This is a genomic window from Verrucomicrobiales bacterium, from assembly GCA_016793885.1.
In the GTDB taxonomy this organism is placed as follows: Bacteria; Verrucomicrobiota; Verrucomicrobiia; order Limisphaerales; family UBA11320; genus UBA11320.
In genome coordinates this window covers 40,104-60,978 of sequence record JAEUHE010000136.1, presented here as the reverse complement: position 1 = coordinate 60,978, position 20,875 = coordinate 40,104, and the positions used below count along the sequence as shown (strand labels likewise).

The following is a 20,875-nucleotide window of genomic DNA, read 5'->3' as shown; positions in this document are numbered from 1 at the left end:
TTCAAGTGTCGCCAGTGAAACAGTTGAAACACTCAAGCCTCGTCCGGAATGACGCCGCCGTCCTTCGCTAACTTGCGGTAGATGCGGGTTCGGTGAACGCCTAATAAGCGGGCGGCATCGGCGATATTTCCCTGAGTCTGCTGCAGCGCGCGCGCGATAAGGAGATCCTCCGCCTCGGCCAAGTTCAGAGGCAAACCGGCGACGGCAGACGTGGCGGGTGCCGTCGCCGTCGCCGTCGCCTCCAGACTCGGGGGCCGAACTCTCTCGCCCGGGCTTCGCTGCGGCAAACGGAGATGCTCGGGCTGGATCGACTCCCCACCGCTCTGAATCAGCGCTCGCTCGATGATATTCTTTAGCTCCCGAACATTGCCAGGGAACGGATACGACTGCAGCATCGCCAATGCTGAATCGCTAAGCCGTGGAGCGCGGATCCCCAGCTCCGGAGCCAAGGTTTTGAGGAAATGCTGCGCGAGAATGGGAACATCCTCAGGCCGCTCCCGAAGCGGGGAGCTGGCGATGACGTAGTGGGCCAGGCGGAAATAGAGATCCTGACGAAAGGTCCCCTCCCGAATCCTGTGCTCCAACTCCGCATTGGTGGCTGCAATAATGCGCACATTCACCGCGCGCGGTTCCGATGCCCCCACGGGGGTGAGCCGGCCGTCCTCCAAAACCCGCAGCAGCTTCGCCTGCAAAAACAAGGGCATATCCCCGATCTCGTCCAGAAACAGGGTTCCGCCATGAGCCATCTCAAAGAGGCCTTTGCGATCGGCCGCCGCGCCTGTGAAAGCGCCTTTCACGTGCCCGAAAAGCATCGACTCCGCCAGCTCGGCGGGGATCGCCACGCAGTTGAGTGGAACAAAAGGCGCCCTGGCCCGGGAACTGCCAAAGTGCACCGCCCGAGCAATCAGCTCCTTGCCGGTCCCGCTCTCGCCGGTGATCAGCACGCTGGTGGACGCGAAAGCGCTGACCCGGCGAATATCGTCCACCATCCGGCGGAGCGGCTCGCTGATCCCAATCAATCCATCGAGGCTGCCGCGGCTGGCCTCCAGCTCAGCCAGCACGTCCAGCTGCGCTCCGGCGTCATGCAGAGCGTGCTCCGCGCCCCGACGGCGCGTCATCTCCGCGCTCAGCTCGGCCGTGCGGAGTTCCAACGAACGGTTCTTCTCCGCCAGCTCCCGGTTCAGTCGTGAAAGCCGAAGATGGGTCGCCACCCGACTCAGCACTTCCTCGGCCTGGAAAGGCTTCACGATGTAATCAACGCCGCCGGCGCCAAATCCCTCAACCATGCTGGCCGTTTCGCTGCGCGCCGTGATGAACAGGACCGGAATATCGCGCGTAACCTCGTTTTGCTTGAGCTGCCGGCAGGTCTCGATCCCTCCCAGCTCAGGCATCATCACATCAAGCAGGATCAAATCCGGCTGCGCCTTGACGGCAAGCCTGAGCCCGGTCGCCCCGCTCGGCGCCACCAAGACCTCATAGCCGGCGGGCTCCAAGACTCCCGTAAGCACCGCCAGATTCGCCGCGACATCGTCCACTAAGAGGATGCGCTCAGGAACCATCGCGTCCTCCGTCCGAATCGCCGGCTGCGGGCAGGGCCCGCGAGGCGGGACCCTCTGCCACCACCGAGGCCGACAGCATCCGCTGGATGCCATCCATGTCGTAGCTGCGCATCAGCAGCCGAATTCGGTCAGCGAGCTGAACCGCCTCGACCCCATACCCGCGCAGCTCGGCCAGCGCGGATTTCATCGCAGTCGTGCTGTGAAGCTCGGCGGCCACCATGAGGCGGGCGCACAAGTCCTCCGGCAACACCACTCGAATGGGACCGGAAGCCACGGCGGTCTCTGGCTCCGGAACCGCTGGCTCCTGCTCAAACAGCACTCCCAGATGACGATGGAGACAATCAAAGACCTGAGCTTCCTGCAGCGGCTTGGCCAGAAAATCCACGCAGCCAGCCGCCAAGGACTGCTCCCGGTGGCGGGTCAGCGGCGAAGCCGTGTGCATGACCACTTTAAGATCCGCGTGACGAGAGCCGGCCAAAGCCTGTCTGACCGTTTCTCCAGGGTCAGCCCCTGGTAGAAAAAAGTCCAAAAACAGGATGTCGAACTCGGAGGTTTGCAGCTTCAGCAGCATGTCCTCAACCGTGGCCGAGACAGCCACCTCGCAGCCAATCAGTCCGAGCATCCCGCCTAAAACCGCACAGTTCTCCTGCCGATCATCGACCACCAAAGCCCTCACTCGCTGGCCGGGAAGCAGCCGACGAATTCGCGCGGGTCGCAAGGGCCCCGGGGTCTCCGCGACCGGCAGTGGCACGCTAAACTCAAACCGAGAACCCGCCCCGCGATCCGATTGCAGGGTCAGCCGCCCGCCCAGCAGCTCGACCTGCCGCTGAGCGATCGCCAGCCCCAGGCCTGTCCCGCCCTGATGCCCCGCCCCACTTCCCTGGTGAAAGGGCTTGAAGATGTCCTCCTGCTCGGACTCCGGAATTCCCAACCCGGTGTCGGTTACCACGAAATGCCAGCGGTCGCCGCCGCCATCCGCTGGTTCAACCGTGAGGCAGACCTCGCCGGATTGCGTGAACTTGACGGCGTTGCCCAGCAGATTGATGAGCACTTGGCGGAGCTTGCCCTCGTCGCCCCGAACCACCTTCAGCGGACCCAAGGCCAGCGCCAGCCGAAACCCGATCCTCTTCTGGGCGCACAGTGGGACAAAAGTCGCTCCCAGGCTTCGCCCGAGCGCCTCCAGATCAAAGGCCACCGGGTTCAGCTCCATGCGGCCCGCCTCGATCTTTGAAAGGTCCAGAATCTCGTTGATGAGTCCCAGCAGATGTTGACCGCTGGTCGTGATGCCACGCACCCCGTCCTGCTGCTCCGCGCTCAGCTCAGGATCCCGTTGCAGCAGCTGGGCGTAGCCAAGAACCGCGTTCAGTGGAGTCCGGATCTCATGGCTCATGCTCGCCAGAAACTCGGATTTGGAGCGGTTGGCTTCAGCCGCGGCCGCCTCCGCACCCTGCCGCACCACCACCTCCTGCTGCAGCGCCGCGTTCACGAGCGCGACCTCCTGGGCGCGGCGCGCACCGCTGTACAAATAAGCGCTCGTCAGCAAGGTGAACGCCATTCCGCCGCACAGCACCCACCAGGATCCTTCACGCCCGCGTTTCCATTGTCCGGTGGCGGAATGAACGACCACCCAGGGACGGCCCGCCACCTCCAGCCTGGCGATCTTGGTCGAGGATGCCGGGTCGGCCCATCCGAGGTTCGAGGCATTCGAGTGCAACCGGGATCCCTGCGTGGAAAGATCGAAGAGATCGGCGGTGATTCCCGCCTCCCCCAGCTGACGGAAAACCGTGCCGACCAAATCTCCAACGCGAAAAACTGCGACAACGAATCCCGCCGGACGCCGCCCGGATGCTGTCTCTGCCTCCGCCCGCAAGTGCTCATACACCGGCAGAAGAACGAGCACCCCTGGAGCCTCCCCTGACTCTTGCGCCAGATGGATGGGCGCGGTCGCCGCTGCCTTCCCGGTGACGCACGCCTGTTCGATGCTCCGCCGCCGCACGGGATCCGAGTTCAGATCGTAACCCAACGCCTTGAGGTTTCGACTCAAGGGCTCAATGAGATAGACGGGCACGTAGTCGGATCTTCGCGCCGCCCTCCGAAGGACGCCTCTCGACACCTCTTCCTGGATCACAAATCCCTCGGCTCCCTCGAGCTCCGCCTGCCGCTCGAAGCCGTCCCGCTCCGCGTCTGCGAGATAGGGATTCCACGACAAAGCCTGCAGCTCAGGCTGTCGGGCCAGGGCCTGCTGCACAAACAGCGCAAACTCGGGTGGCTTCATTCCGCCATGAACCCGATGCAGGGCGGCCAAGGAATACAGCACCTCCATCGACCTGAGAATGCTCACCTGCAGTTGCTCCAGATGTCGATGCACCACCTCGGTGGTCGCCATCTCCTCTTCCCGCGCTTCGCGAGCGCGATACGCGAAGAACAAAGCCAGGGAAAGCAACACGCCCAAAGCCAAGGCGGCACCCACCCGAACCGGGTGTAGACGCGAGCCAGAGCTGGTGGCGGTTTGGCGCAAAGCCTGAGACATAGAGCAGTAAGTTTGCCGACCTTAAGGATCCCGCGCTCTTTCTGGCCACGGGCCGACTCAAAGACTTCCACCACAACATCTCGGCCATCAGCTAAAACCTTGTTTGAGGAAAGAGCGATTGGACCCGACCACATTTCCTCGGCGAGGAAGTGGTGCGTTTTGTGCAAACTGACCATTTGAGATCAGACTTGTTGTCCGGCCCGCAAGATCAGGTGAGTTCGCCATCGCGGGCAGATGACTCTGGACTTTTCAAAGGTGCGATCTAAAGTTTGGCCTCCGTGTTAACCGTTTCCTGTTTGGTTCGACCTCGGCTGTGAATCCCCTCCGGCTGAACTTGCCCATCTCGAAACCCCGTGTCCTATCCATTCCTTGTCCATGAGTAAATCATTATGAAACCAACAAAACCCCGGTTCTTCGGATCCACGTACTACAACCCTCCACGCTTTCCAACCTGGTTGGGAACCTTGGCAGTCTCCGCCGCGCTCTGCAGCACCGCTTGGTCGGATGTTCCGCTCGACAACTACGATGCGGAGATCAATAACGACAACGCTGCCGGACTATCCCCAGCCGCGACACTCGCAGCCCCCGTCACCCTAACAGGTGCGGGTGGATCCGCTTTCGACTTCGGCGTCATCTCCGGAGACGGATCCATCGAATTTATCGTCGAGGGTGATCCCGCCTTTAATAACAGCGCTTTTCTAGCGGTGGGAAACAACAGCGTCAGCAGCCTGCGGTATGAAGTGTGGAATAACACCGGTGAGCTCGGATTCACTCAAGGCGGTGTGGCAGACTACCAATTCACCCCCGGGGTGTCTTCACCCAAGAAGCCCACGCACCTCGCCTATGTGTGGGACCCAGCGGCAGCCACGATGACCGTCTACGTGAACGGAAAGGTGGCGGGCACCACTACCGGAGTGGACGCCAATTTCGGCCTGCCCACCGGAGCCGGCTGGCTGGGCGCGAACGGGGCGGGCACCGAGACTCTGCTGGGAACCATCTACCGAGTCACGGCCTATGACAGCATTCTCGACGCCGCCACCATCCGCCGCCATTCCGACGCGTTCGGTGGCGATGTGCTCCCAGCGCTCACCGGCTACGATACCGTCATCGCGGCCGACGCAGGAACCGGACTGTCTCCCCTAGTCCAACAAGCCTCGGCCATCGTGCTGCCGGCCAGCGGACAGACCCCGTTTGACTTCGGTGCGAGTGCGGATGATGTCACCATGGAGTTCGTTCTCAAGGGCGACCCCAGCATCAACAACAGCGCGTTCCTGGCCGTTGGGGAAAACACCCGCGACAGCCTTCGCTACGAGCTCTGGAACAATACGGGCCAACTCGGCTTCACCCGCGGTGCCGTCGCGGACTATTCGTTCACCCCTGGCACCCCCTCGCCGGTCCAGCCGACCCACGTCACCTATGCCTATGTGGCGGCCAGCCAGACCATGAAGCTCTACATTAACGGTGCTCTCGCCGGAACCACCACCGGTGTCGATCCGGCCTTCGCCATGCCTCACGGCCCCGGCTTTCTTGGAGCGAACACCAGTGGAGGCGAACGCATGGTCGGGATCATTTACCGCGTGACCGTCTATGACGATCTGCTCGAGGACGCGACCATCCTCCGTCATGCCCGCGGCTTCACCGATGTTCTCCAACCTCCGCTGATCGCCTCCTTCACCTCCACCCCGGCTCGGATCGCTGCCGGACAGCCCGCCAAACTGGAATGGAGCGCCTCCAACACCAAGCAAGTGCTGATCGACGGCGTTGACCGCACCACCGTGACCACCATCGACGTCTCGCCCGAAGTGACCACCACCTACGTGCTCACCGCGGTGAACGATCAGGGCACCGCCGAGTCCAAGGTAACGGTGTATGTTGATCCCCAGCTGGACGCCTATGACGCGGCCATCACGGCCGACGCCGCGGCGGGGATCACACCCACAGCTCAACTCACCTCGGCAGTCAGCCTCACCGGTTTCGGTGGCGCGGCGTTTGATTTCGGGACGGTCTCGGAGGATGCAGCCATTGAGTTCATCGTCGAAGGTGATCCCGATGCCACCGTCAACTCCTACCTCGCCGTGGGCGAAAACGTCCGGAGCAATCTTCGGTTCGAACAATGGGCCGAAACCAAACAGAACGGCTTCACGTTGCTAGGAGTCGCCGATTACCTCTTCACGCCGCCCGTGCCCTCCTCGGCCTGGCCTACCCACCTTACCTATGTGTGGGACTCGGTGGGGCTCACCATGTCGGTCTATGTGAACGGCACTCTGGCGAGCACGGCGGCCAATGTCAGCGCCGAGTTCGGACTGCCCACCGGCCCGGGATGGCTGGGAGCGAACCCAGCAGGCAGCGAAGCCTTGGTGGGAACGATCCATCGCGTGACCGTGTATGACGATCCCCCCAGCCCGGAGACCATCAAACGCCACGCCGACGCCTTCCTGACTCAGGCCCGCCCGAAGCTCAGCGCCTACGACGCCGTCATCTCCGAAGCAGCCACACCGCCGGTCACCCGTCTGCTGGCACCCGTGGTCCTCAAGGGCATCAACGGATTTCCGTTTGACTTCGGCACCGCAGCCGACGATGCCACCCTCGAGTTCATCGTGGAGGGCAATCCCGACGCCAGCATCAGCGGGTTCCTGGGAGTCGGCGCCAATAGCGTCAGCAGCCTGCGCTATGAAGTCTGGGAGAACACCGGAGAGCTGGGCTTCACCCAAGGCGGTGTTGCCGACTACCAGTTCACGCCGGGTGTTCCTTCGCCCAGAACCGCCACCCATGTCGCCTATGTGTGGCAGCCTGGCACCGCCTCCATGCAGCTCTTCCTCAATGGCGCCCTGGTGGGCGCCACGACCGGTGTGAGCGCCGAGTTCCAGATGCCCGCCGGCCTCGGAGCTCTAGGGGCAACCAGCGGTGGCAGTGAAGCCATGACCGGCACGATTCACCGCGTGACGGTTTATGATGAAGTCCTGAGCGCCGAGGTTTTGTTGGGCCACGCCCAAGCCTTCCTCGGAACCCAGACCGGACCCGTTCTGACCATCACCGTCACCCAAGGCTCGCCGACCGTGCTGCTGGCCCAGGGTGTTTCGGGACAGCACTACCGGCTGGAGTACCGCGAAACACTGGCAGCCGCCGGTGCATGGACTACCCTGATCGACATCCCTTCGCTCAACGGGACTAGTATCCAGGTGGCCGATCCAACCTCCACCGCCGGCAAGACTCAGCGCTACTATCGCGCCGTGAAGGTGCAATAGCATCCGCACGCGATCTCCCGATCGCCACACTGGCCAGCCCGGGTTCGCCTGGGCTGGCCTTTTTATTTTCGGCGGGGCCGCCTGCGCTACAGATGTGACTAAAGCCGGGTGAGATTCGGGTTGTGCTCCTCGTGACGAGGTAGGGAGAAACTCCGTCGAGCCCATGAATGCCCAAGGCTCGAAAGGCTTGATGGAGCCACGGCGAGGAGCGCTCAGAGATAACCTACGTCGAGAGGTCCTTATCGGGGGTGCCCTTTCGTGTGCAGCGGAGCCTGGAGCCTTCATGGGCTCGACGGAGTCTCTCCCTACCATTTTACGGTTGCCACCCCTCCCCGGATCGCAGGTTGCATTCGGTCAACAACCGACCGACACTCACCTTTGAATCATGTCGTCGCCCCACCACTCTCCAGTCAGTGTTTTGATCCATCCCAGTCAGTTCCCTGGAGCGATCGAAGCCTCGCTCCGCGAATCCCTGCGCACTCGGGAGATGAACCACAAGTTTCACTACGATACTCCCAAACAGACCCAGAGCTGGCTGAGAATCCACGAAGCCTTTTCGCCCGCCCGCACGGATCCTGCCTGCCTACAGATCTACGAGCAGGCCTTCGCCGACACCGCAGCTCGACTCCAGGGCGCGCGCGCGATTGAAATTGTCAGCCTGGGTTGTGGAGGCGGACAAAAGGACGCCCAATTCTTACGTCAGCTCGCCGCGTCATTCCCCGAAGCCCGATTGCGTTACGTTCCCGTCGATGTCAGCTCAGGACTGGCACTCACAGCTCGAGCCGCGGCGATTGAGGCCGGCCTGGCAGCAGAGGATACGACTCCAGTCGTCATCGATTTGGCGGAAGCCGGAGACTGGATGACATCCTTGGGAACGGCCCTGGATCCTGGGTCACGACGCGCTGTCTGCTTTTTCGGAATGCTGCCCAACTTCGTGCCCGAGTCCGTACTGCCCAGTCTGGCGAGCTTGCTTCGTCCAGACGACCTGCTGCTGCTGAGCGCGAACCTCGCCCCGGGTACTGATTACGCTACCGGCGTCCAGCAAATCATGCCGCTCTACGACAACCTCCCCACTCGCGATTGGCTATGGTCAGTGCTTCAGGACCTCGGGATCGAACGCGCGGACGGAAGAATGGATTTTTCCATCGCCCAACCCACCGAAACCTCCACTCTGCTGCGGGTCGAGTCGAGGGTCACATTCCTCCGCGACTGCCACATCGCCTTTGCAGGAAGACAATACGATTATGCAACGGGAGAAGCGTTTCGACTGTTCTTCTCCTACCGCCACACTCCCGAGCGGCTCCGAACCCTCTTAGCCGGGTATCGCATCCAAGTGGCAGCGTACTGGACCAATCCATCCGGAGAAGAAGGCGTGTTCGCCTGCCAAAAGTAAAACCCTCCCCACTCGAAAGTGGAGAGGGCTCGTATCGGCTCCGGTAAGTTGAATCAGGGAGCGGACGGATCCTCGGAAGCAGGTAGAGGCACGGCCCGGTAGAATCGACGGCTGCGGCCTGGGATTGTCTCATCCACGAAATGGCAGGCCCCATCGATCGCGGTGGCATGAAGAACGGTTTCCCAAGTCAGGAGATCGTCGCTCGCTTCCACGCGAAACCGGCTGCCATCCGCTCCCGCAAAACAGAGATGGGTCAAGCCTCCGGGCAACTCCACACAATGAGCATCACCCAGCGGCAGGATCCAACCTGAATCCGCGATCACCGCCCGCGCGGTCGCTGGACGCCCCACGGTGTAGGGGGGCACCGGCCCAGCCACCGGAGAGTCAACGACTCGAAACACCACCGACTCGGTTCGCTCGCGCTCGGAATCATCCACGGGTGTGATCGTCACGAACACAGAACTCCGTCCGGACGGAATGACGACCTGACGCGGGAGAGCCTCGTAGTCCTTGCCCTCGGTGGCAGTCCCCTCCAGTGCGTAGAAGACTAACAGCGGGTCAGCAGTGGATCCCGAGCGCCGGACTTGGAAGGAGGCGGTATTCAGCTCGCCGGGATGCCGGGGCTCCACCGCGTGAGGATCCCACTCGACCACCGTCACAATCGGACGTGGATGATCAGCCGAGACCGAGATCTCAACGGTCGCCGACATCGAAATGGCTCCCTGGTTGTCGGTGGCCCTCGCGGTGAGCGAATGCTTGCCCGGCTCGGCATCCTTCCAGACCAAGCGAAAGACCTGCACGCGCGGCTGGTTGCTCGGATTTGGCCGATCCACCCCGACCTCCCCAATCTTCACCCGACCCGAATAAAACTCCACCCGCCGAATAAAGCCGTCCGGGTCCTGCCCCTCAGCTACCAGCTGAATGTTCTGATCGAATTCGAAGGAGTCCCCGGTCGCAGGCTTGGTGATGGCAATCCTGGGCGGCAGATTCTCCGACGTTTTGCTGTCCTGAATCACGGCTCTGGCCGCCCCGTCACCGGCGATCAGGTAGCACTGTGGCGGAGGCGGAAAGATCGCGATGCATGCAGGGGGCATCAACTCCATGACCACGCCTTCATCCCCTTCAATCGCTTTGTCCGGGATGGGAGTCAACACGACATCTACGCTCTCGGCGCCGCTCGGCAGCAACACGCGACCCGAGAGACGCTCATAATCGACTCCATTCTCGGCCACGCCTCCCAGCGCGTAGTGAACCAAGACTTCGACGTCGCGTGGGCCAGATACTCGACGGATGCTGAAAACGGCGGGATCGGGCGCCTCGCCGCCCACCCCATTCTCCGCCGCAACCGGATCCTTGGCCACCACGGCCAACGACACCCGCGGCGGCAGTTCGGTCACCCGGATCTTCACCGAATTCGATAGCACAGTCGCCCCTTCCGAATCCAACGCGCACGCCCAGATCTCATGGCTCCCCACCGATGCGTCCTTCCAGATAAAGACGTGCTCCCGGGGCCGTCCCGGGATGATCGCATCCTTGGTCAGATGCTCCGAGATGCCGATGGAGGTATTCCCATCGAAAAACTCCACCTTGCGAATGTCAGCCTGCGAATCGATCGCGACCACCACGATCCGGATCTCACTGCCCAACCCGAACTGCTCCCCGTCCGCCGGGCTCATCAGCTTCAAGGAAGCGATCGTGCTCGCACGATCGTTATCGTACATCAACTGCCGAGCCGATGCTTGGTCCGGATTAATACGATACCTCGGCAGCACGGGCCCCGTCGCGTCGGACGAAGGCTGGACCAGCGTCAACGTCACCGTTTCCTGGCCTTCGGGAAGCTTGTCATCGATGGCCTCAATCTTGATCGCCACGGACTGCTCTCCCGGCGAGATCCAAATCAGCTCCGAAAAATCACGATAATCCACTCCCGCAATCGCGGTGCCACCTTTTCTAACGTAGACTCCCAGCAGCTGTTCTGTCGGCCCGGTTCGCTCGATGAGGAAATGACCGGGTGCGTAGTCCGCGTCCGGAATCGCCTCGCGCGTCTGGATGTGCGAAATGCTGACGACCGGCAGGATGGGCTCAGGAACCACCACAATCGCCACTGGCTTGGACTCAATCACGCCCCCCTCGGGCAGCGGGGCCTGGACGGTGAGCACGTGGGTGCCCGCGGGTACCTTCATCCAAGTGAATGCGTGATGAATCGGCGTCCCAGGTGCGGGAGCCACTAGAAAATTCAGGGTGGACTCCCCAATTTTCCGCCCATCAGCGTAGAAATCAAGGTGAGCGATATACCCGCGCGGATCGACAGCCGTGGCTTTAATCTCGATGGGAGTCCCCTCAGCAAAACTTTGGCCCTCCTTGGGCTGAGTGATCTCCAGCGAGGGGCTCAGGCCGACATCCTGGTCCCTCAGGATCAATCGCGCTGCCGAGGCCTGCGCATCGATCAAATAGGCCCCGGTAGGAGTCATGTCCAGGCTGGGCAACAAGGTCAGGCCGATGGTCTCATTTCCCTCGACCCATTCGTCCGCCAGACCCAGGATAAGCAGCGTCACCGACGTCTCACCCGCTGGCACCGGCACGATGGTCGTACCGTTAGCGCTGAATTCCAGAGGTTTTTCCAAACCACGAATCCGGATCTCGTAGTCCTTGCCCGGCGTGGCTGTTCCCTGGGCGAGCAAACCGACTCGAAGTGCGTCCACAGTTGAACCGGCACGATTCAGCTTCACCGTCCCCGGGGCAATCAGGGCGAGCGGGTTGGGCTCGGAGGTCGTGGCCACCAGCGTCTCTAAGCCCACCACCGGCGGTCTCAGCGTTCCCGGGTCCTCGTTGTCGCGAATCAACAGACGCACGGTGTCCGCAGTACGGTCGATCCTGTAATTGGGAATACTGTCCGTCAGAGGGTCAATCAAACGAACCAGTACCGTCTCCGGCCCCTCCACCAAGTCGTCGTCCAAAGGCGATACAATCACTTCCAGAGAAGCGGCTCCCGCAGCCAACTCAACCACCGAATCAGGCTCCACATAGTCCTTTCCAGGAGTGGCCGTCCCCGCGTACTGCAGGAAGAGATGCAGGGTCTGGGAGAGATCACCCTCCCGTCGGATCAGGAACCGCGCCGGGGCTATCTTGCTCGTGATCGACGGCTCCGTCGTTTCTGCGGCCACCGGGACCAGCGAGACGACCGGCAGCAAGGCTGGATCCGAATCCTGAGCGAAGACTCTTACCGTTCCCGAAGAGAACAGACCAGCAGCCGCCAGGGCCACACAGGCCCAGGACCAGAGTTGGGCGAGTTTGAGGTAAATGCGATTCATGGCTTACAAGGATGGATTGAGGTTATTAGTCGCTTGTCCGGAGTTCTGATCAGGCTGATTGCTAGAATCATGCCATGGGATCGGCGGCCAAACAATCCAACAACTTGAAAATCCTTCCCCTCGAATCCGCCGCCTCACAAGCCAGCCAAGAACTCTCAGGCCCGCGCATCCTCGCTCCACATCCAATTTATCACCAACCCATTAGGCGCTAGAACAACTTAAGCCGCTCCCGTTGGGCCAACCAGAAGTCGTGAGTCACCTGCGCTCTCCGTCGCCATCCACCCTCGGTAGATCGAGTCGAAGCTCAAGCAAAGCCTTCCACGCCTTCGCGATGTGGGAAACAGCCCCCAGGCGGGTGGGGATTAGCCCCCAGGCTCCACGGAACCCAGCTGAGCTCACACAAGGGGGGTTTACCTAGATCGGCGGATAGGGTAATGACACATCGTGATACCCGTTAAGAAGACCGTTCGCCAGCGTCTCAGCAGAAGGGCGCTACTGGTCGGTCTGTTAGCGGTTCTCTTGAAGAGCGGCAGCCAGTTTGGCTTCGGTCAAAACTCCGCCGGCTTGGCCTCAGACATGCCCGCCGATTTCCAGCCACTGCTGCAAAGGTACTGCTGGGAATGTCATGACCGCGATACCGCCAAAGCCCGCCTTTCCCTGGAGGACACACCGGCAAGATTCGAGGATCCTGGGCTGCTGGACCGCTGGACTCGAGTCTTCGACAAGGTCGCCCAGCTCGAGATGCCGCCACCCGACCGGCCTCAACCGACGCTTGCTGAACGGACGACCCTGCTCTCCGGGCTCGGCCAAAATCTCGCCAAAGCCTCGCGCGAACGCCAACTCCGAGAAGGCAGGTCCCCGCTGCGTCGCTTGACTCGAACCGAGTACTCTCATTCCGTCAACGATCTGCTGGGAATCCAAGTGGAGGTGCTCGATCTCTTGCCGGAAGACAATCGTGTCGGCGGGTTCGACAAGGTCAGCCGTGGGATCGACATGTCAGCCCAGCATTGGCTGCGATACCAACAGGCCGCCCAACGAGCGATGGACGCCGCGCTTCCTTCAAGCCCACCGCGGTCTCAGCAGAGCCGATTCACGGGCCGCGAGTGGTTTGACCAGCAACTGCGTGTCGGAGGGCGTCTAGCCGAACTCGCCCTCAGAGCCTCGGTGCGAGTGGAGGGCAACTCGGCAACCCTCTATGCCCAGTCGGCCTTCCATCCCCATTTGCAAATCGTGGCCGGGCTCCCCCAAGCGCCAGGTCGCTACCGATTGCGCGCCTCGCTGCAAGCCCGAGGCAACAGCGGCAACCCTCTGCCCGTGCTCGTCTTCCTTTCCGGATACCAACCCGATGCCGACCCCACGCTCCAACGCATCATCGACGTGAAGGATATTCCGGAGACAACCGCTCGCACGGTGGATCTCGAGATCCAGGTCCCTCATTATTCGGACCGCTGGAAAAACCAATCGATCGCTCTGGTCGGCTGGTCACTTGCGCAGCAACGGCAACCAGGCGCCCTCGAAGCGGAAGCGGCGCTCAACGAAAAGCCCGGACTGACAGGACCCGGACTCACCCTAAATTGGGTGGAGTTCGAAGGACCTTTGGACCCCTTTCCTACCCTCGCACATCGGCGGGTGCTGGGAGATCAGCCGCTCACGAACCGGCGACTGGAGCCACGATGGAATCTCAAGCCCAGTCCCGCCACCCGACCTGAGCCGGCCGAGAGAACAAGTGCCGACCAGCAATCGGATCCGCAGCGCCCAGCGACCCCGGATCCCGTCGCATCGGACGCGGACCGTCTGGTCGATCGGCTGGCTTCTGAAATCCTGCCGCAACCTTTGCCCGGGGAAGCTCTCGCCGCGTACCGCCTCTATGCTCGCCGCCGACTGGAGCAGGGAGACGATCTGAGTCAGGCCCTGAAAGCGACCGGTCAGGCTATGCTCTCCTCTCCCCACTTCCTCTTCCGAGTAGAGAACCCGGGCCGTCTGGATGGTCCGGCTGTCGCCGCCCGATTGGCGGCCTTCCTGTGGAACTCCGTGCCGGACGCGTCCCTGCGGACCCGAGCGAAACTGGGTCAGCTCACGGAACCAGCCCAACTCCGCACGGAGGTCGAACGGATGCTGAACGACCCGCGATCGTGGCGCTTCATTACCGACTTCGCTCACCAATGGCTGGACTTGAGAAACATCCATGCCACCACTCCCGACTTGATGTACGGCGAGTTCGATTCCGCCCTGCTCTGGTCCATGCCGCAGGAGACCTACGGATTCCTGCTCACCCTCTTGTCAGAGAACCGATCCATCGATGAGCTGGTCCGTTCCGATTGGAGTTATCTCAACGAACGGCTGGCGAGACACTACGGAATCCAAGGCGTCGCCGGATGGGAACTCCGGAAGGCTAACCTGCCGGCCCAGGCGCATCGCGGAGGGGTCATCACCCACGCCTCCATCCTCAAGGTCACCGCCAACGGAACCAGCACATCGCCAGTGCTGCGAGGGAAATGGATTCTCGATCGAATTCTAGGTCAACCCCCTTCCCCTCCCCCGGCCGACACTCCGGCAATCGAGCCCGACATTCGAGGAGCTTCCACCATTCGCGAGCAACTTGAAAAGCATCGTCAGCTGGCCAGCTGCACCCGTTGCCACCGATGGATCGATCCTCCCGGGTTCGCGTTGGAGACCTTCGATGTGATCGGCGGTTGGCGCGAATGGTACCGCGTGAAGTCGGAAGTGAACGGCCGGGCGGCCCTCCCGAATTATCCTCATCTCAAGGTTTGGAAAGGTCCTTTGGTTGAGCAAGGCTACCGGACAGCCGCAGGCAAACCCTTCACCAACATCGATGACTACCGATCGCTGCTCCTGGAAGATCGGGATCAGATCGCCCGCAGTCTGATCTATAAGCTAATCGCCTACGCCACCGGGACCGAGATTCAGTTTGCCGATCGAGAAGTGGTCGAAGCGATGCTTCGCGAGCTGCGCACCCAGGGCTATCGGTTTAAGGACCTGATCCACGCCGTCACTCAGAGCCGAATGTTCTTGGAGAAGTAGCCAACTCAGAAGTTCAGCTTTAAGGTGAGCGCCAGCGTGCGTTCGCGAGGAAGGGTGTCCGTCAGGTTCAACGAGTTCAACCGATAGTCCTGACCGGTAACATTCAGCAGCCCCAGCCGAACCTCCGCCCGCCGGTTAGGCCATCGATACCCCGCATAGACGTTGAGTTGCCAGAACTGATCCCCGGGCAAGTCTGGGGTGTAATCGAAATTCTGTTGCCGATGCCAGAGAGCCTCCACCGACGAGAAGAATCCTCCCGGATGCTGAAACTGAAGAAACAGGCGCAACTGATGAAGGAGCGCAGACGTCGCCGGCGATCCGAAGGGAGGGACCGGAAACGCGGTGGAAGGCAAATCCGGATGGGCGAGATCCAACTCCGCATGGCTCAACCGATACCGCCCTCCCAAGGACCACTCCTGACCTAGCAGCTGATAGGCGTAGGCGGTGAGGGATCGCTCCTCATAGTTCAAGTGCTCCCGAACGCGCATGGACGGCAGCGGGCTCGCGGTGACGTCGAAAAAGTTCCACGCGCCCGTGGTGCGATCCACCTCCGAGGTGAGCCACTCACCAATCAGTCCCACCCAGGTATTCGAGCTGACCCGATGTTCAATCGCCAAGGCACCGATCTGAAACTCCGAGGCGCTGTTGGCATCCGCCACCGACTCAGGCATCAGACTGCGAAAAACTTGATTGAAGCCGACGATTTGCGACGGCTCCAACTGAAAGCTCTGGTCAAATGCCACTCCACCCAACGATCGCGAAAACGCAGCCCGCAGGGTCGTGTCCGAGCGCGGCGTCCAAATCAGGCCCAGCTTCGGCGAAACCTGGTCCTGAGTCTGCTCGCCGGCCGCCAACGGCGCGAATCGATGATTCAAAGGGTATCGAATGTGGTCATAGGTCAGTCCGGCCACCGCCAACCACCTTGGACTCCATTGCCAGTGATCGTAAACGTAGGTGCTGAAGCGCTCGAAATCGGCATCCGAACGCGTCGATGGCTCCACTGGCAGCTGCGGAAAACCCGAGCCGGCGGTCAACCCGGAGTAACGGTTCTCCGAATCGAATCCGCCCAACTGAGCCCGCCCGCCGAAAACATAGGTGTGATCAGCTTTCTGAACGATCTGCTGCAGCTCGGCGGTGTAGATCACCGCTCGACTCTGATAGCTCTGGTCCAGGACCACCGGCAGGCCCACCGGAGTTCCCAGACCGCTCTCCAGCAGCACGTAGCTGGGCGCATCGGGAAGATCGAAACTGCGATGGTCATGGAGCCGCCCCGCGAGAAATAGCGTCTGAACGCCCGGAGCCCATTCGTGACGATATCCCGCCAACACGATAGGCTCCTGCTTCTCCTGCACCCGCAGTTTGCTGAAGGATTGGGCCGGGTTGTAGTAAGGGGTAAGGTCCCCCGACTCCGCGTCATAATAGAGGGCCTGAACGTAGAGGCTGTCCCGCGCAGAGAAGTCCTGCTTGAACTGCACATCGACCAAATGGCTGGTAAAGTCCTCGTTCGGTCTTTGCCCCCGCTCGGACCGGTAGCTGGTCTCAATCGCGTAGCTCATTCGCGCGAAACGTCCATAATGCGCCGCGCTCTCCAGCCAATCGCCCCGACTCAGATAATCCGTTTTGGACACCAAGCCGAAGCCATCTCGCTCAAAGAACCGGGAATACTCCTGATCGGAAACTGTCTGAGAGAGCGTTCCCGCGCCCGCTGGAGCGAGCAGGTTAGCGATGAGATATTCGCTGAGCCAGGGGCTTTCCAAGCGCGTGTTGATCTGGTGGGGATCCCGCAGGCGATTGTAGGAGTTGGCGAGAAAGAGATGTGCGGAGTAGTCCGCGTAATCGCTCGAAATGGCCCTCGATGCCTCCGCCAGACCGACGTCGAAGAGCCCCGTGTCCGCGTAGAGGGCCGCTAGGTTGGCACTCCGCACCGCCCGGTCCCGATCCAGGAGCAGCTCCGAACGGTAGACAGCCCGGTTGTCGTTCAGAACCTGGGACTGCTCCAAATCGCGGACGGCCTCGTTCAAGCGATGGTGGGATTGATTCAACAGCGCGGAATACAGCCACGCCGTCGGGTCCCGGGGATCCAGCGCCTTGGCCAACGCCAGCTCCTCCCGCGCATGCGGCAGGTCGTTTGATTCCTGCCATGCCTTGGCCAGGTAGCTCCGCAGAATTCCTCGCTGCGGTTCCAGGGATGCCGCCATCTGTAGATCCTCACGCCCCGCCGCCACGTCACCCGCCTGAATTCGAAGCAATCCGCGCCCGAGCCAGGCGTTGGCCAGTCCGCCGTCCAGGGAGATGGCCCGCTCGAACTGCGCGCGCGCCGCACTCCAACGGTACTCGGCCATCGCCACAAATCCGCTCAACGCTACCGCCTGAGCATTCTGAGGGCTCAACCTCAAAGCCTGTTCCAGGGCTTCCCTGGCCGCGGAAGCTCGGGCGAACCCGAATTCCAACTCCGCCACGCGAGCCCACCCGAACCCGAACTCCGGCCGCCTTTCGACGGCTTTCCTCGCCGCTTTCAACGCTGCGGGCAGGTCGCGCAAAGCTTGCTGCTCATACGACAGCGCCATGGCGACGGTCGCCGACTCCGACTGCTCATCCCCGCGCGATTCGATCTTGGCCGGATTACGAACTGCCACCACCACCCGTCGCAGCGCCTCAGCCAGCTTCGACTCAACCGCTCCGACGCTGGAGCCGCCCTCCCGGCCGATGTCCCGGAGCGCGGCTTCGGCCGCGTCCACCTGGCCCAGGGACAGATGGAGCGCCGCCCGATACACTCGTGAGGCCTCGCTTGCCAGCGCCGCCCCCTTGGGATAAGCGCGGAACGCTTCGGAAAGATCACCCTTTCGATACGCTTCCAACGAGCCTTGCAGGAGGCGGGCCTCTTCAGGGGCCAGCGGGAGTTCTCCAACATCCAGGATGCCGGGATAATACAACACCCACTGAATCACGTTGTTGGCCTCCACGCGCGGAAGTCGCTCAGGCTTGCCACCCAAGGCAGCTCCTCCGCGTTCTCCAGCCGGAACCTCTACCGACCCCTGATCATTGGTCAGCTCCCCTGCGCCGGCCAAGACCGTCAGGGTCATTTGCTGGCTGGCCTCATCCACCGCCACCACGAACTCCGTTCCCCGGGTGGCGGCCGACGCGGTGCGAGAATCGATTCGGGTGGAGCCTGGTTTGTCGCGATGAAACAGATAGAGAAGCCCTTTCCAGAGCGCCATTCCATACGTCTGGTCCGAGGAAGGTGGCTGCTTGATGGTGAACTCGCTGCGCTCACTGATCCGGAGAAAGCTCAAGTCCGAGAGACGAAGCGAGAGACGGCTGTCCGGGCCTGTGCGTCCGCGATCGCCCGGTTGGAGCACCTGCCCCACATACGCCGGGTCCCAGGAAGATGAGCCCGAGCGCGAAATCGCGACCTGCGCCTTCTCGCCCTCGATGGATAAGACCACGACCCCGTTGGTTGGAGATCCAGCTCCGGGGCCAGGGCCGGATGGCGCTGCCCAGACGGAGCGGGGCCACGCCCCGGTGAGCCAAAGGCTCGCCACCAGGACAAGGCTCATTGCGTTCCGAGATGCCAGAGTCGCTTTGATGACTTGACCATAGGAAAGCCGACCTGGCTTCTCAAGCAAAGGATCAACCCCACACAAACGAAGCTTGGCACTGGAATCGACGCCACTTATTGTCCTCCGGTGATCTCTTTCCTGCGCGTCGTCGGTTTGATGAATGCCGCAGTCTGGCTTGGCGGTTCGCTTTACCACCTTCTGGCGGTGGGACCTTTCTTTTCTTCCGCCGGCATCAAGTGGCTGATCGGAGATTTTTACGCCGGTGGCGTAGGTCTGATGGCCTGGCAGCGGTTCTACGCGCTGAGCTACCTCTGCATCAGCGTCGCCCTGCTGCATCTGGTTGCGGAATGGGTGTATCTCGGCCGAGGAATCTCCCGGTTTAACGGAGGACTTCTGTGCCTGCTGCTGACCCTCACCCTCCTGGGCAATTACCAGATGGACAAGGTGGTGGCCCCCGCCTACTACAACCGCACGAGTCAGAAGGTATCCGCCGAGGAACGAGCCCGCGCCGAACGCACGTATCCCCTGTGGTCGACGATTTGGAATACCTCCACAGCCTTGCTGGAACTCGGCATCCTGATCTTCAGCATTCGCACCCTGACATTGGTTCAGGGCCCCCGGTTTACTACCCAGACCAAATTCCGCACGCCCGACTCCTTGGAGCCGTAAACTCGAGCGCACAATTGTCGGCATTGGCTTGGCCATAAGAGGGTTGCCCTAAACTGGAGCAAGGGCGTCCTGCCGGGCGACACCGCCCGCTAGAATGGCCGGCGCGGGAAGCCTGGCCTCTGCCGCCAGGTCCCGCCCGGGTGTCCCGTTTCCAACCGATCCCACTCTTCACCCCCTTCTACGACATTCCCGGGGTTGACATTTCAGATTAATAATCAACCTTGATAGTATGGGTGGTGTTGCAGGAGTAAGCATCTACTCCTGCGGGAAGGTGAAAGATGGCTAATGACGCTGCTAGTTCCTATGGGCAGTCTTCCTACGGCAACGCGGGACCCCGTCCCCCTGCCAATGAGGAAACGCTAAAGACGGAAAAGGTACAGATCGAGCGGAAGACGTTCGTCCTGTCCTTGAAGCAAAATCCCCGCGGACGATTCCTCCGAATCACCGAGGACGTCAACGGCCGCAGGGATACCATCATCGTCCCGGCGACCGGCCTGGCCGAGTTCAAGAAGCTGGTCGATGAAATGGTGAAAGCTAACGGCTAATCCGCCTTCTTGCGGGGCTTTTTCACCTTCAGACGGGGAGCGTCTCCCCACAAGTTTTCCAGGTCAAAACGCAACCGGGAATCCCGGTGCATGACATGAACAATGACGTCGAAAAGGTCCAGCACCAGCCAGCCGCTGGATAGGCTGCCGTCCTTGGCGCGAGGCTCCACACCATGCCCCGCCTCCAGTCCCGAGCTGATCTCTTCCACGATCGCACGCAAATGCGGCTCACTCGTCCCCGAGCAGATCACAAAATAGTCGGCGATCGAGGACAACTCCCGAACGTTCAAAATCACGATATCTTCGGCCTTTTTATTATCTGCCAGGTCGCGGCACAGCAGGGCCAGTTTCTTTGCATCCATCGACCCAATGCTTGCCCGGTTCTCGGCTAAAGATAAAGACGATTGTTGCGAATCGCTTCCGCCACGGTCTCAGGGACCAGATGGCGGATGGACTTGCCGGTCCGGACACGCTCGCGGATTTGGGAGGAAGAGACTCCCAAAGGGAACCCGGCCAGGGAGTGAAACCGGAAGGGCGACGGCGGCACATGCGGCGGCTCACCAGGCCGGGGGATCACGACAAAAGTCACCGCCTCCGCCAACGCCCCCGCTTCCCGCCATTTGGGCAGGGTCGAGACATGATCCGCCCCAATCAGGTAATACAGGAGGTGGCCGGGAAACCGCCGACCATAGTCACGAACGGTATCGATGGTGTAGGAAATCCCTCCTCGGCGCGTCTCCTGATCATCAATTTCGTAGCCTGTTCCTCCCGCCAAAGCCAGCCGCAGCAAGCGCAGGCGCTCCGAGGCTGGAGTGGGAGGCTGCATCGGCTTGAAGGGAGACTGCGCGGCCGGAATGAAGAACAACCGTGACAGCCGTAGCTCCTCCCAGGCGGCCTGCGCCACCAAAAGATGACCCAGGTGAATCGGATCAAAGGACCCACCATAAAGGCCGATCCCCGGTGTGGACTGGGACGACGGTGGGTTGGGTATATCTGAGGGGCCTTCGTTCATCAGTCGGCA

General features: G+C 61.6%; 11 protein-coding genes. 5 read left to right on the top strand and 6 right to left on the bottom strand.

Going from position 1 to position 20,875, the window contains the following annotated elements:
- Positions 1–32: 32 nt before the first annotated feature.
- A complete protein-coding gene (locus JNN07_15200) occupies positions 33–1,559 on the bottom strand; it encodes a sigma-54-dependent Fis family transcriptional regulator (protein ID MBL9169085.1) in 1,527 nt (508 codons plus the stop codon).
- Positions 1,549–4,089, bottom strand: coding sequence for a CHASE domain-containing protein (locus tag JNN07_15195; protein MBL9169084.1), 2,541 nt, complete (start codon positions 4,087–4,089; stop codon positions 1,549–1,551). Before JNN07_15195 ends, JNN07_15200 begins: the two co-directional genes overlap by 11 nt.
- A gap of 389 nt (positions 4,090–4,478) precedes the next feature.
- Here JNN07_15195 and JNN07_15190 point away from each other — a divergent pair, with 389 nt between their 5' ends.
- The gene (locus tag JNN07_15190; protein ID MBL9169083.1) at positions 4,479–7,334 is read left to right on the top strand and encodes a hypothetical protein; all 2,856 of its coding nucleotides are present in this window, start codon (positions 4,479–4,481) and stop codon (positions 7,332–7,334) included.
- Between the two features lie 385 nt (positions 7,335–7,719).
- Positions 7,720–8,727, top strand: a complete 1,008-nt coding sequence (locus JNN07_15185) for an L-histidine N(alpha)-methyltransferase (protein ID MBL9169082.1) — start codon at positions 7,720–7,722, stop codon at positions 8,725–8,727.
- Between the two features lie 53 nt (positions 8,728–8,780).
- Here the strand turns inward: JNN07_15185 and JNN07_15180 are convergent, their stop codons facing one another.
- The gene (locus JNN07_15180; GenBank protein ID MBL9169081.1) at positions 8,781–12,038 is read right to left on the bottom strand and encodes a hypothetical protein; all 3,258 of its coding nucleotides are present in this window, start codon (positions 12,036–12,038) and stop codon (positions 8,781–8,783) included.
- A gap of 444 nt (positions 12,039–12,482) precedes the next feature.
- Here JNN07_15180 and JNN07_15175 point away from each other — a divergent pair, with 444 nt between their 5' ends.
- On the top strand, positions 12,483–15,080 hold the full coding sequence (locus JNN07_15175) for a DUF1592 domain-containing protein (protein MBL9169080.1): 2,598 nt from the start codon (positions 12,483–12,485) through the stop codon (positions 15,078–15,080).
- 5 nt (positions 15,081–15,085) lie between these two features.
- Here the strand turns inward: JNN07_15175 and JNN07_15170 are convergent, their stop codons facing one another.
- Positions 15,086–18,637, bottom strand: a complete 3,552-nt coding sequence (locus JNN07_15170) for a TonB-dependent receptor (GenBank protein MBL9169079.1) — start codon at positions 18,635–18,637, stop codon at positions 15,086–15,088.
- A 33-nt stretch (positions 18,638–18,670) separates the two neighbouring features.
- Here JNN07_15170 and JNN07_15165 point away from each other — a divergent pair, with 33 nt between their 5' ends.
- Both JNN07_15165 and JNN07_15160 read left to right on the top strand, forming a co-directional pair.
- The gene (locus tag JNN07_15165; GenBank protein ID MBL9169078.1) at positions 18,671–19,309 is read left to right on the top strand and encodes a hypothetical protein; all 639 of its coding nucleotides are present in this window, start codon (positions 18,671–18,673) and stop codon (positions 19,307–19,309) included.
- A gap of 278 nt (positions 19,310–19,587) precedes the next feature.
- The gene (locus JNN07_15160; GenBank protein ID MBL9169077.1) at positions 19,588–19,854 is read left to right on the top strand and encodes a PUR family DNA/RNA-binding protein; all 267 of its coding nucleotides are present in this window, start codon (positions 19,588–19,590) and stop codon (positions 19,852–19,854) included.
- Here the strand turns inward: JNN07_15160 and rsfS are convergent.
- Both rsfS and nadD read right to left on the bottom strand, forming a co-directional pair.
- Positions 19,851–20,216, bottom strand: a complete 366-nt coding sequence (rsfS, locus tag JNN07_15155; protein ID MBL9169076.1) for a ribosome silencing factor — start codon at positions 20,214–20,216, stop codon at positions 19,851–19,853. The two genes, JNN07_15160 and rsfS, sit on opposite strands and share 4 nt — an antisense overlap.
- A 26-nt stretch (positions 20,217–20,242) precedes the next feature.
- Positions 20,243–20,866: a nicotinate (nicotinamide) nucleotide adenylyltransferase gene (nadD, locus tag JNN07_15150; protein ID MBL9169075.1), complete on the bottom strand. Its 624-nt coding sequence runs from the start codon at positions 20,864–20,866 to the stop codon at positions 20,243–20,245.
- Positions 20,867–20,875: the final 9 nt, after the last annotated feature.

What these genes read in the sequence shown, in the direction of transcription:
- JNN07_15200 (MBL9169085.1), bottom strand. Translation starts at nt 1,559, where the DNA reads ATGGTTCCTGAGCGCATCCTCTTAGTGGACGATGTCGCGGCGAATCTG.
- JNN07_15195 (MBL9169084.1), bottom strand. Translation starts at nt 4,089, where the DNA reads ATGTCTCAGGCTTTGCGCCAAACCGCCACCAGCTCTGGCTCGCGTCTA.
- JNN07_15190 (MBL9169083.1), top strand. Translation starts at nt 4,479, where the DNA reads ATGAAACCAACAAAACCCCGGTTCTTCGGATCCACGTACTACAACCCT.
- JNN07_15185 (MBL9169082.1), top strand. Translation starts at nt 7,720, where the DNA reads ATGTCGTCGCCCCACCACTCTCCAGTCAGTGTTTTGATCCATCCCAGT.
- JNN07_15180 (MBL9169081.1), bottom strand. Translation starts at nt 12,038, where the DNA reads ATGAATCGCATTTACCTCAAACTCGCCCAACTCTGGTCCTGGGCCTGT.
- JNN07_15170 (MBL9169079.1), bottom strand. Translation starts at nt 18,637, where the DNA reads ATGAGCCTTGTCCTGGTGGCGAGCCTTTGGCTCACCGGGGCGTGGCCC.
- JNN07_15160 (MBL9169077.1), top strand. Translation starts at nt 19,588, where the DNA reads ATGGCTAATGACGCTGCTAGTTCCTATGGGCAGTCTTCCTACGGCAAC.
- rsfS (MBL9169076.1), bottom strand. Translation starts at nt 20,216, where the DNA reads ATGGATGCAAAGAAACTGGCCCTGCTGTGCCGCGACCTGGCAGATAAT.
- nadD (MBL9169075.1), bottom strand. Translation starts at nt 20,866, where the DNA reads ATGAACGAAGGCCCCTCAGATATACCCAACCCACCGTCGTCCCAGTCC.